Origin of the sequence: Marinobacter sediminicola (genome assembly GCF_031157525.1) — a bacterium.
Taxonomy (GTDB): Bacteria; Pseudomonadota; Gammaproteobacteria; order Pseudomonadales; family Oleiphilaceae; genus Marinobacter; species Marinobacter sediminicola.
In genome coordinates this window covers 116,583-128,654 of record NZ_JAVIXR010000003.1, presented here as the reverse complement: position 1 = coordinate 128,654, position 12,072 = coordinate 116,583, and the positions used below count along the sequence as shown (strand labels likewise).

General features: G+C 54.5%; 11 protein-coding genes. 5 read left to right on the top strand and 6 right to left on the bottom strand.

What is annotated here, in order from left to right:
- Positions 1-2 precede the first annotated feature (2 nt).
- Together RG807_RS05545 and RG807_RS05540 are read right to left on the bottom strand one after the other, a co-directional pair.
- Positions 3-422: a hypothetical protein gene (locus RG807_RS05545; RefSeq protein WP_309044010.1), complete on the bottom strand. Its 420-nt coding sequence runs from the start codon at positions 420-422 to the stop codon at positions 3-5.
- A gap of 15 nt (positions 423-437) precedes the next feature.
- Positions 438-1,016: a nucleotidyltransferase domain-containing protein gene (locus tag RG807_RS05540; RefSeq protein WP_309044009.1), complete on the bottom strand. Its 579-nt coding sequence runs from the start codon at positions 1,014-1,016 to the stop codon at positions 438-440.
- A gap of 110 nt (positions 1,017-1,126) precedes the next feature.
- On the opposite strand from RG807_RS05540, the gene RG807_RS05535 reads away from it, so the two are divergent.
- Positions 1,127-1,798, top strand: coding sequence for a DNA-3-methyladenine glycosylase I (locus RG807_RS05535; RefSeq protein WP_309044008.1), 672 nt, complete (start codon positions 1,127-1,129; stop codon positions 1,796-1,798).
- A gap of 12 nt (positions 1,799-1,810) precedes the next feature.
- Here RG807_RS05535 and cobS read toward each other — a convergent pair whose 3' ends face one another.
- Genes cobS through RG807_RS05520 form a run of 3 tightly spaced genes read right to left on the bottom strand, consistent with a single transcriptional unit; the run spans position 1,811 to position 4,780 of the window.
- Positions 1,811-2,605 carry an adenosylcobinamide-GDP ribazoletransferase gene (gene cobS, locus RG807_RS05530; RefSeq protein WP_309044225.1) on the bottom strand — a complete coding sequence of 265 codons (795 nt, stop codon included), beginning with the start codon at positions 2,603-2,605 and terminating at the stop codon, positions 1,811-1,813.
- A 23-nt stretch (positions 2,606-2,628) separates the two neighbouring features.
- Positions 2,629-3,675, bottom strand: a complete 1,047-nt coding sequence (locus tag RG807_RS05525; protein ID WP_309044007.1) for an FUSC family protein — start codon at positions 3,673-3,675, stop codon at positions 2,629-2,631.
- A 10-nt stretch (positions 3,676-3,685) separates the two neighbouring features.
- Complete coding sequence (locus tag RG807_RS05520; RefSeq protein WP_309044006.1) at positions 3,686-4,780, bottom strand: HlyD family secretion protein; 1,095 nt, start codon at positions 4,778-4,780, stop codon at positions 3,686-3,688.
- 192 nt (positions 4,781-4,972) lie between these two features.
- On the opposite strand from RG807_RS05520, the gene RG807_RS05515 reads away from it, so the two are divergent.
- The 4 genes from RG807_RS05515 (at position 4,973) to RG807_RS05500 (ending at position 9,907) form a co-directional block, all read left to right on the top strand.
- Positions 4,973-6,481, top strand: coding sequence for a sensor domain-containing diguanylate cyclase (locus RG807_RS05515; protein ID WP_309044005.1), 1,509 nt, complete (start codon positions 4,973-4,975; stop codon positions 6,479-6,481).
- An 85-nt stretch (positions 6,482-6,566) separates the two neighbouring features.
- Positions 6,567-7,433 (top strand): MBL fold metallo-hydrolase, encoded by an 867-nt coding sequence (locus RG807_RS05510; RefSeq protein WP_309044004.1) that lies wholly within the window; start codon positions 6,567-6,569, stop codon positions 7,431-7,433.
- Between the two features lie 7 nt (positions 7,434-7,440).
- Positions 7,441-9,171 carry a SulP family inorganic anion transporter gene (locus RG807_RS05505; RefSeq protein ID WP_309044003.1) on the top strand — a complete coding sequence of 577 codons (1,731 nt, stop codon included), beginning with the start codon at positions 7,441-7,443 and terminating at the stop codon, positions 9,169-9,171.
- A 76-nt stretch (positions 9,172-9,247) separates the two neighbouring features.
- Positions 9,248-9,907: an energy-coupling factor ABC transporter permease gene (locus RG807_RS05500; RefSeq protein WP_309044002.1), complete on the top strand. Its 660-nt coding sequence runs from the start codon at positions 9,248-9,250 to the stop codon at positions 9,905-9,907.
- A 26-nt stretch (positions 9,908-9,933) separates the two neighbouring features.
- Here RG807_RS05500 and RG807_RS05495 read toward each other — a convergent pair whose 3' ends face one another.
- Positions 9,934-12,060, bottom strand: a complete 2,127-nt coding sequence (locus tag RG807_RS05495; protein WP_309044001.1) for a putative bifunctional diguanylate cyclase/phosphodiesterase — start codon at positions 12,058-12,060, stop codon at positions 9,934-9,936.
- Positions 12,061-12,072: the final 12 nt, after the last annotated feature.

Sequence of the window (12,072 nt, the reverse complement as noted above, 5' to 3'; positions counted from 1 at the left end):
CGTCAGACTGTGATTGGCGCCAACGCCTTTACCAACACCTGTAACTCGCGGGTGATAGCAACTAGCTCTTTCAACAGCTGTGGATTCACATCCATGTGCCCTTCGTATTCTGCCAGGTTTCGGGCCGCATGGCATTTATCCAGTACCCGCCATTTTGCATTCGGCAAACCGACCGTGTGTTGCAGGCATTGAAATACAATGTAGCGGCTTTCCGAACGGTAGCCGTGCCAGCGGAGCGCGGCGAGTGACAGAGCGTGAGCAGCGCTATAGGCAAGAGAAAACTGGCTGTCTTCCGAAAGGCCTTCTATGCAAGCGTCTTTGAGTTTGGCATCAGCCGCTCTAAGCATGCCATCAAATTCCCGGGCATCGGGCGGTTCGACTTTAAGCCGTCGTATCTTTACCAGATTGTCGAGTGCTTCCATGCGCGGATCCGTGGTTTAGCTTGCGAAGTTCAGCTCGAGGCGGGGTTGTTCTATCACCCGGGTAACAAAGCTTTGGTTGTCAGCAATGCGTTCCTCGAATTCGTCGGGGGAGTATAACGTGGGATTGATGGTTCGTTGAAGCTGTTGCTCCGCAGGTGCCAGCAGTTCCATGATGTCGCTGTAACTGAGATCCTTGCCGATCAGCATCAGGTCTATGTCGCTTCCAGCGTGTGCTTCGCCTTTGGCGACGGAGCCATAGATAAAGGCCTGTTGGAGAGTATCGGCTACCGGTAGCAGGGCGTTTTTCAGAACTTCAGAAATACCAAACGTCTTCTGAACGATATGGATCAGCTCATGAAAGATCGGGTTGTCCCGGTTTGCCTGATAGTGGTTTTGGTTGCCCTGGCGGGTCATGACCACCAGTCCAGAGTCGGTAAGCTTGGTTAGCTCCCGAGCCACCGAGCCGCGGCCAACCTGAGCCAGCCGCACCAATTCGTTTAGGTATAGGCTTTGATCTGGCTGGCCATACAGTAGAGTGAGTACACGCTGCTGGGTTTTAGTAAACAGGGCATCGCCGATGTTGGTTACGGGCATGGTAGGCTCATTTAACAGACTCAATGTGGGTACTTTAGTCCCCACATTGGGGTTTATCAAGCCCTAAATGGGGTTTTTGAGACCCAGTTTGGGCTTTTTGGGGGGGGGTTATGGAGTTTTCTGAATTTTATCAGCAGGCAGTCGCGCGAAAAGGTGGCGAGGAAGCCGTGAAGGCACTGCTGCCACCATTGCCCAAGCGCGCGCGGCTGATGGAGGTTGGCGACGACCGTTACCTGTCCGAAATCACCCGCTGTATTTTCAAGGCGGGTTTTGTCTGGCGTGTAATTGAGAATAAGTGGCCAAGTTTCGAGGCGGCCTTCGAAGGTTTCGTGCCCGCCTACTGGCAGCAAGTTCCACCAGAAGTTTTGGAAAGACTGGCCGAAGATACGCGGGTTGTTCGTAATATGCAGAAGATTCGCACCGTGCCTGAAAACGCCCGGATGATTATGGAAGTGGCGCAAGACTACGGTAGTTTTGGGCAGTTTCTAGCGGAATGGCCCAGTGAGGATCAGGTTGGCCTTTTAATGTATTTGAAGCGCAACGGCGGCCGGTTGGGCGGGAACACTGCTCAATACTTCCTGCGTCGAGTGGGCTGGGATGGCTTCATCCTGTCCCGTGATGTGGTGACCGCATTGACCCGCGCCGATATTCTGGATGCGTCACCCACCAGCAAAAAAGGGCTGACCCAGGCTCAACATGCGTTCAATCAGTGGCACCAGGAAACCGGCCTGCCCGTCAGCCACTTATCCCGAATCGTCTCGTTCACCGTGGATAACGACTAAGTCGGCCACATCTCACAAGAGCATCAGTAGTACCAGCTCGCTGAACACCACACTTGCCCCTAGAGCATCTCCTGTGTAGCCGCCCAGTTGGCTGCGCAGGTACACGCCCCAGCTCAGTGCCACCAGCAGAACCGCCGTCAGAGAGCTGATGATCAGCAGGGGGTGCCAGAATGACAGCAGGATGCATAACGCCAACACAAAGGCCGCAGCGATTGCTAGTCGAGCGTTAGAGAATCCATCAGCAACCGGTTTGGATTTGCTTTTATCCGGGTCGGTTACATACGTCAGCGTTGCCATCAACAGCAGTGGTGTCAGTCGGGAAACAGCAGGTGCAACCAGCAGCGCGAGCCAGATATGGTTAGCTTCTGTGAGCAACGCCACCTTGAGCAGTAAGGCCATCACCAAAGCCACGGTACCGTAGGTGCCAATACGGCTGTCTTTCATGATCTCCAGGCGCTTCTCAACGGTATAGCCACCGCCCAAAGCATCCACGCTGTCAGCCAGGCCATCCTCATGGAAGGCGCCGGTAATAAACAGGTGGAAGCACAGCACCAACAGAACACCCACCAGCGGGCTCCACGCCAGGCCGAGCAGCGCAAACAAGCCGGCATACAAGGCGCCCAGCAACAACCCCACCACTGGAAAGTACATGCTGCACTGGTTCATCAGTTTCTGGGAATAATCGATGCGAGCGAGCATGGGAATGCGGGTGAGAAAGCCAACGGCTAGCCAGAAGGCTTGCCATTCGTGCTGCAGTACTGAACGGGAAGGCGATGGGGCTGCCTCAGCAGGCTGGCCGTCTATCATTTGGTCATCCACACCATGATTACTCATGCCTCAGTCTCTTGTATTTGTTGCTTCCGTGATCGTTCGGACCTCCGCCACCCTGTGAGGGCGTCCAGTCCAGCAACCAGTAGAGCGGCGGTGCCGGCACCGGCGAGCGTGAGCACAATGCGCGTAAAGGTTGCGTAACCCGGATCCTGGGTTGAGAGCGCGCCGGCAATCAGCGCCATGGCGACAGAAAGGCCATATTGATACACCATGCTGGGATGCTTTCCGTGCAGCATCAGGTGCCCAAGCCACAAGCCGCCAAGAAAAATCAGGCCTAACAGGATGGGCAAGTGCGAAGACAGAGTGAACAGCCAAAGCACCGCAAGCCCGACGGCGCTGCCGTAGAAGGTTGCCAGTACCCGCTGGTGGGCTTCGTAGAACACAGCGCGGCGGGTTGGGAAAACCAGCACCATGGCCGCAATCACCGCCATCATCATGTCGGAGGGCTGCATTACGGAGTAGAGCCAGAACGACAGGCACATCAGCACCGTGGCTCTGATGGAAGCACCCAGGGTGACATTGCCGTCTGTGGGCACAGGCTCGTCTACATGCTGCTCACGGGTTCGTGCCGGGAAAACTGCATACACAAGCGGCCCCAGCACTAAACCCACCAAAGAGGCCTGAACAAATCCGTCACGCATAGCCTCTACCGTAGCGTTACCGTGCATGCCCATAACGGACATGAGCACGGCAACAACGACAATCAGCATGCCCGCCTGTGCGCCGGACTGCAGAATCATACGGAAGCCGGCAAAGTAGGTTAGCCACATGGCCCCTACATACACTAATGGCATGGGGCGCAAGGTTTCTACAAACCAGGTCATCAGATAGACCATCAGGATGAGCGCAATGGGCCCACCAATGGCTTTGCCCGGGCTGAAGGCTTTACGCTGCGCGGCAATCAGGCCAACCGGCAGCGCTGCAATAATCGGCGGCAACGCCGGGTTGATCAGTGGAATGGCGGAGTAGGCCAGCATGCCAGTGACACCCAGGCGCACAGCGTAAAGCGGGTCGTCAGCTTCGTTGGGACGGGGGGTTACGTACATGGTGTACGCCTCAATACAGGTAGCTGAACCAGGATCTCACGCGTTGAAACCCACGGGCGATCAGGGCAATTGGGTTGCTTGTTCCGTTGGCAAATACCACCGCATGCACCTTGCCACCTACGCGCACTTGCCGCGGCCAGTCGTCTTGCGTGCCTTTCAGCTCAATCCTCACTGGAATACGCCGCGCGGGTTCAAACCAGCGATTGGAGGCTTCGTTAACCACCAGGCCGCCTTGAACGTTGCGCCCCGGATTAATGCCCCAAGCAATGCTCTGTACACGGCCTTCGAAGATAGTGCCGGGTACGGCATCAAAAAGCAGGTGCGCGGTGTCACCGGGTTCGATGCTTTGAAGCTGGTTTTCCCGCAGATCCACGGTGACCCAGGCAGCCTCCGCATCAATGAACGTCAGCGCCGGGTTGCCTGCACCGATAAACTGGCCCTTTGCCAGAGTCATGTTGGTCACTACGCCATAATGGGGTGCTCGTACCCTTGTGGATGCAAGATCATACTGCACGCTTTCCAGTTGTGCCTGTGCCGCGAGGATGGAAGGATTGTCTGCACCTTTTGGGCCGAGCTGCTTGCGGGCACTTTCCAAATTGGCTTCTGCAGTACTGAGCTGTGCTTTGGCATCCGCAACTTTGGCCCGTGCTGCATCACCTTGCGCAACCGGCACTATGCCGCGTTTTTCCAGGCGTAATGTGCGGTCTGCGTCTGTAAGGGCCGTGTCAAGGTTGGTTCTGGCCTGGGTGACGCCAGCTTGGGCGGCTACCAGTGAGGCGGCTGAGGCATCTATACCCTGAACGGTGCTGGCCAGATTGGCTTCCGCCTGTCGAAGCGCCAGTTCAAACGGACGGGGGTCGATGGCAAAAAGCGGATCACCAGCCTGCACCACAGCGTCGTCTTGAACCATCACTTCGGTAATGTCACCGGAAACCCGGGGTGAAATTTGGACAACATGGGCCGAAACAAAGCCTCGCGACGATGACGGTGCCAATCGGTCGCTCAACGCGTAGGTGACCGCCAGGATAATAAGGAGCAGAACGACACCGATAGCGATGGTTTTTGCAGGGTTCCTGGTCGGAGCTTGTTCGTCGATCTCGCTCATTCGGTGTTCTCCCGGGGAATCATTAGGCTTGTCCGTACTTTTCAGCCGATACGAAAATAGGGTAGCACCTGCTCAAAATTGGCGCGAGACGCTTGAGGTGAATGAAAGGCTTTGATTTGAAATGGCTGAGCCTGGTGCCTTGGACTACACTTTTAGGATTAAGATGATTCACGCCAGTAAGGCGAAAGGTTCATGATCAAAGAGATCGGCCTACGGCCGCATTACACCGACTCTGATTATTTTTTCAAAAAACTGGCCTTGGGCATTCCCGGCGTACTCTTTACCTATTGGAAGAGTGCAGACGCGAAGGCTCATAAGTATCTGTTTGTCAGTGATCAGGTAAGTGACATTCTTGGCCTTGATCCTGACATCTTGCGCGAAAACGCCGATTCTATGTTTTTAACGGTCCACCCGGAGCAAATCCAAGGTGTAGAAGCCAGCATTGAAGAATCGGCTACTGCTCTCAAAAGTTGGTGGTATCAAGCCCGGATGAAAGTGAGAGCCGGGCACTACGAGTGGTTCGAAGCCCAGGCAACACCTGAGCGCCAGGCTGATGGAAGCATGGTGTGGTATGGCCAACTGCATAACATTCAGCATTACAAAGATCTTGAGTGCACACTCAGAGCACGCGAAGCGGAATCTTCCTTTCAGGCCGATTTTCAGAAATTGATCGCCAAGCTGTCAACGCAGTTTATCAACCTGAGCTTTGGCACCATTGATCAGTGCATTAACGAGTTATTGAAAGCCATTGGCGGCTTTTTTGGGGTGGACAGAGCCTACTTGTATGAGTTTTCGCAAGACCATCGTGTGATGGATAACACTCACGAATGGTGCTCTGAAGGTGTGCCAGCCCTCATCGATAGCCAGCGCAATGTGCCGACCGACGATTTTGATTGGTGGCAATGCAAAATCGACGAAATGGTCAGTGGCAACCGGGTCATTTTTGTTGAGGAAATTGAGCAGATTCCTGCCGGCCCCGAACGCACGATGCTGGAAGAGCAGGGAGTGTGTTCAATGTTTTGTGTGCCTGTTCGTGTGAGAGGTGTGGTTACAGGTTTTTTTGGCGTAGATTCCATTCGTAAACGTATTTGGCGTGAAGACCAGGCAGACCTTCTTATTATCGTATCCAGCCTGCTGTCGGGAGCACTTGAACGCCACCGGCTTGAACGAGAGCTGCTAAACCAGTCTATCCGAGACCCCCTAACCAAATTGCATAATCGTCGCTATCTGATGCCCAGGCTTCATGAAATGCTCAGCCGTGCCAGCCGATATGAGGAGCACTTTACACTGGCCATGTTCGACCTCGATCGATTCAAGCACATTAACGATTCTGTAGGCCATTTGGGAGGAGATGCCTGTTTGCGGAGTTTTGCCGAGGTTCTTCTGGAGCAAACCCGAGAGGCTGATGTGGTGGCTCGATTTGGTGGAGAGGAGTTTGTAGTAGCGTTCAGTGGCATAGACGCAACGGGTGTGCGTCGTATCGTAAGCCGTATTCTCTGTGCCGTGCGCAATCATGATTTCGATCTTGAAGATCACACTGTGCCGTTAACGGTCAGCGCCGGTATTGCTGACATCGGTGAGCTCGATGAGTTTCCTGCTTCGCCTGACCCGCTGATCCGGTTGGCGGACGACAGGCTTTATGCAGCAAAGCAGGCGGGGAGGGACTGCCTTGTTGATGCATTAGGGGTATCGCGCATATAGGAAAAGAGAATTTCATCTTATATTCCGTTTTGGTATATCCTTATGCTATAAATTATAGGATTACACCCCAACGGAGGTGAGTGCAGTGAACAGCCCTATCGTTCAACATTCCTTTGATGAGCCCACCAATACGTTCAGCTACGTGGTCCGTGACCCTGATAGTCAGGCTTGCGCCATTCTTGATTCGGTACTCGATTTTGACTACGCCTCGGGCACTACCGATGTGCGTTCTGCAGATGAGATTATTGAGTATGTGCGCTCAAATGATTTGTGCGTTGAGTGGATTTTGGAAACTCACGTTCATGCGGATCACCTTTCCGCCGCGCCATATCTTCACGAAAAGCTCGGTGGTAAAACCGGAATTGGTGCCCACATACGGGATGTGCAGGAAATATTTGGTAAGGCGTTCAATGCGGGCACTGAATTTGCCCGTGATGGGAGCCAGTTTGATCGTCTTTTCCAGGATGGAGATAGCTTTGCAATTGGTGGCCTTGTTTGTCGCGTTATGCACACCCCTGGCCACACACCTGCCTGTTTGACCTATGTAATAGGTGACGCAGCCTTTGTGGGCGACACCTTGTTCATGCCTGATTACGGAACTGCACGCTGTGACTTTCCGGGTGGTGACGCTCGTGTGCTCTTTCAGTCGATTCGCAAGGTGCTGTCATTGCCAGCTCAAACCCGTATTTTCCTTTGCCATGATTATAAAGCTCCGGGCCGGGAAGAGTATGTGCACCAGACAACTGTGGCAGAGCAGCGAGAGGCCAACATTCACGTGCACGATGGCGTCAGTGAAGACGAATTTGTGAAGATGCGCACTGAGCGCGACGCGACGCTTGATATGCCGCGGCTAATTCTACCTTCCGTGCAGGTAAATATGCGGGCAGGTGAGATGCCACCAGCGGAGGATAATGGCCAGGTGTACCTGAAAGTGCCGGTCAACTTCTTCTGAGTGCCGAATGAACTTCAAACGCTATCTGCCTTTTCTCCAGTGGGCGCCTCAATACGGTCGTAACCAGGCTTCCAGTGATCTGGTGGCTGCGGTTATTGTAACCGTGATGTTGATTCCGCAGTCACTGGCTTATGCCCTGCTGGCAGGCTTGCCTGCGCACGTAGGCTTGTACGCCAGCATTCTGCCGCTGATGATTTACGCCATCTTCGGCACAAGCCGCACACTGTCGGTGGGGCCGGTGGCGGTAGTCTCCTTGATGACCGCCGCCGCACTGGCGCCACTGGCAGAAGCCGGAACGCCGGAATATCTTGCGGGGGCTGTCTTGCTTGCCGTTATCTCCGGGCTAATGCTCACGCTGATGGGGATTCTTAGGCTCGGTTTTCTCGCCAACTTTCTCAGCCACCCGGTCATCTCCGGTTTTATCACCGCCTCTGGCATTGTGATCGCCGCCAGTCAGCTCAAGCATATTCTCGGCGTGCAGGCATCCGGGCAGAACCTGTTGACGATTACCCAGTCCCTGATCCAATCGATCGGGGCCGCCAACATACCCACGCTGTTAATTGGTGCCGGTGCCTTGCTGTTTCTGATGTTTTCCCGGAAACATTTGAAGCCTCTGTTGGTTTGGTGTGGTGTGGAAACACGGCTCGCCGACATCATTACAAAAACAGCTCCGATTCTCGCAGTAGTGGTCACTACACTGGCTGCCTGGCTCCTGCAGCTTGATGTTCAGGGCGTTCAGTTGGTTGGCGTTGTGCCTTCAGGCTTACCCGAGCTGACGATGCCACCACTGGATTGGGAACTTTGGCAGCAGTTGGCTGCCAGTGCATTGCTGATCAGTATTGTGGGCTTTGTGGAGTCAGTGTCTGTGGGGCAGACACTGGCGGCTAAACGGCGCCAGCGTATTGATCCCGACCAGGAATTGATTGGTCTGGGAACCGCCAACCTTGGTGCAGGCTTATCCGGAGGCATGCCGGTCACCGGTGGCTTCTCCCGCTCCGTGGTTAATTTTGACGCAGGCGCAAAAACGCCCGCTGCCGGTGCCTATGCGGCAATCGGCATTGCATTGGCAACCCTGTTCCTGACGCCTGCAATCGCTTATCTGCCGCAGGCCACGCTGGCTGCAACGATTATTGTTGCTGTCGCCTCGTTGATCGATTTGCCAGCTCTGAAGCGCACCTGGCGCTATTCCCGCGCGGACTTTGGCGCCATGCTCGCAACCATTCTGCTGACGCTTGCCCATAGCGTTGAGGCGGGCATTACGGCAGGTGTGTTGATGTCTATGGGGTTGTATCTCTATCGAACCAGTCGCCCCCATAGCGCAGTTGTTGGACTGGTTCCGGGTACGGAGCACTTCCGGAATGTGCTTCGTCACGATGTGGAACTGTGCCCGGAGGTTACCTTTTTGCGGGTGGATGAAAGTCTGTATTTCGCCAATGCACGCTTTCTTGAAGAAACAGTGATGGCGCTGGCCATTCGTAAACCAGAGACGAAAGATCTGGTGTTGGTGTGCCCTGCAATCAGCCATATCGATGCGTCTGCGCTGGAAAGCCTGGAGGCGATAAATGACCGTCTGAAAGACGCAGGTGTGCGGTTGCACTTCTCTGAGGTGAAAGGGCCGGTAATGGACCGTCTCAAGGACACCCAGCTGCTGTCTCATCTGGGTGGAAAAGTGTTCCTCAGCACCTTTGAAGCATGGCAGTCTCTCACCAATAGCTGCATTAATTCGGCTTCCGGATAACCTGGATCATTAGCTGTGGGGTGGGTTCGGCCGTTATTATTGGGTTTGTTCCGAGCTATTGTAGGCGTGCTTCACTATGGGGATGACCGATAACCTGCTCTCAACCGGGCTGTGGTATCTAACACTGGCCGCGTTCCTGCTGATTCTGCTTCAGGCCGCCCGTTCGGTGCGTTGGCGTGCGTTGCGCTCCGACAACGCGCTGCAACATTCCTTTTTTGGAGCCGCAGTGGCGCTGGGCTTTATCTGGCAACTGCGAGCGGGGATCTATCCCGGGCTGGCGATCCACATCTTTGGTATCACAGTCGTCACCTTGATGCTGGGCTGGGGGCTGGCCGTATTCGCCGGGCTTTTGGCCTTGGTTATTACCGTGATAACCGGCCGTGAGCCACTCATGATGTTTGCCGCCAACGGCTTGGTGACTGTTATGATTCCCGCACTCGTCACCCAGGGCATCATGCTTTGGGAAAGGCATCGGGATTTCAGTAATTTTTTTGCTTACATCTTTTTTTGTGGCTTTTTCGGGGCAGGTATTTCGGTGGCCGCTGCGGGCATAGTGATGTGCGCTATGCTCTGGGCCAGCGGAGTCTATGAGTTTTCAGAGCTGGTTCACGGTTACCTGCGCTACCTCCCTCTATTCATGGTTCCAGAGGGCTTTGTGAATGGCGCGGTTGTAACCGGCATGATGGTGTTCCATCCGGACAGGCTTACAACGCTGGATCAGCGACGCTATCGATAGGTAGTCTGCGCCCGGGATGCTTAGAGTTACCAACCCGGACCGCTTTTGTGCGCTGGCCCCAGCGGGTCGGTGTGGCGCTGGCGCCACTGTTGCACCCACTCCAGAACATTCCCGGCCTGCATCGGTCGCCCAATCCCATAGCCTTGCATATATTCGCAACCCAAATCGCTCAAGGCACGGGCATGCGCCATGGTTTCAACACCTTCCGCCAGAATGGGATGGCTAAACCTCTGGCCCATAAAAATCACACTCTCCACGATTGCCCGGTCATTGGGATCGTTGAGCATGTTGATGACAAAGCTTTTGTCCACTTTCACCAGATCAATGGGTAAGGTGCTGAGGTAGGACAGTGACGAAAAGCCTGTGCCGAAGTCATCCAGAGCAACGCGGAATCCCAGTTCCTGGCAACGGGCAAGCACATCGCCGGCGCGTTTAATGTCATCCAGGGAGGTCGATTCCAGCACTTCCAGGGTTATGTGGTGAGGCTTGATTGCAGGGTGGTTGTGCAAATAGTTTTCCAGGTAGGACGTAAAATTCCGGTCCATCATGTGTCGCGCACTGATGTTTATGCTGACAGACAAATCCTCCCCCGCCCCGTGCCAAAGGCCCATCTGAACAACCGCTTCCTGGAGTACCCACTGGCCCAAAGGCACCTCCAGATCGCTGTCTTCCAATGATGGTAGAAACACATCTGGATAAAGCAAGCCTCTGTGGGGATGGTTCCACCGAATCAGTGCTTCAAAACCAATGACTCTGCAATCTGCTATTCGTACCTGAGGCTGGAAGTAGAGTTCAAACTCGTTGTTATCCAGCGCACGGCTGAGCTCTATGAGTTGAGCACGTTTCTGTTGGCGATGCTCGTTCAGTTCCGGATCGAAAACGTGCAGCAGATTACGCCCTTTATCCTTGGCTGCGTATACCGCCTGATCGGCATGGCGAATCAGGCCTTCAGCGTCTGTGTTGTCTGAGGGGTAGCGGGTGATACCGAGGCTTGCTGTAACAACAATCGAACCTGCCTCTCCGCCAAGGTCAACCGGTTCGTTGATGGTAGAGAGTATGCGGTCGTAGATAGCCTCATGGTTGTCGCTCTGAAGGATAAGCCCAAACTCATCACCGCCAATTCGGGCTACCGTGTCGCCACTACGGAGGTCCTGGGTAAGACGGCCTGCCAGGGTGCGCAGTATTCGGTCTCCCGCTTCCGAGCCAAAGTTTTCGTTGATTGCCTTGAAACCATCCAGGTCAATGTAGCCGACGGATAGGCTTTTTTGGTGAGTATCTGCTTGTATTTGAGCCTGGTGCAGGCGTTCTTTAAGCAGTTGTAAGTTGGGCAAGCCGGTGAGATCGTCGTAATTGGCTGCGCGATCTATGTCTTTTGCGTGGTTTTTTAGCTCCGTGATATCGGTAAAGTTGGCTACATGGTAATAGTGCCCGGGTTCGTCCAGGTGAACGCGGCTGATTGTCTGCAGCTCAACAAACTCTTCACCATTTTTTCGCCGATTCCAGATCTCACCTCGCCAGTATCCTCGTTCCTCAATGCTCTGCCACATAGAACGGTAATAGGCAGGCGAGTGCCGACCGGAACTGAGAATGGAGGGGTTAAGCCCCAGAACGTCGGTACGGCTGTATCCGGTAATACGCGAGAACGACGGATTCACATCCAGTATGCGGTTATTTTGATCTGAAATGATGATGGCTTCGTGGCTACGGTCAAACACACTGGCTGCAATACGAAGGCCGCGCTCGCTGTGTTTGTGATCCGAAATGTTGTTCATGATAACGATAAAGCCCGGCGCCACACCCGGTTCGTCCCCAATAGGAAGGCCGTAGGCGTGAACCCAGAATGGTTCACCGGAGCGGGTGTAAAGCAAAATCTCTTCTTCGAATCGTTTAGCTCTGTGCAGCTCCCGGGCAACGCGTAGTAGCGTTGTTGGATCTGTGGCGGGGCCTTTGAGCAGCTCCGGGGGGCGAGCGCCTGCAATGTCGTGCAGCTGGTGGCCGGTGTGCTCCTCAAAGCCCGGATTCGCCCACTCGATCGTGCCTGCGGCGTCAAGGATCATAATCAGATTGCGGCTGGCGCTCGCAACCAGAGACAAACGCTTGGCGTCAACCTTTGGGGTGGGCACTTTGTTTTCCGGATCCTTTATAGTTGGCATGGCTCAATTTGC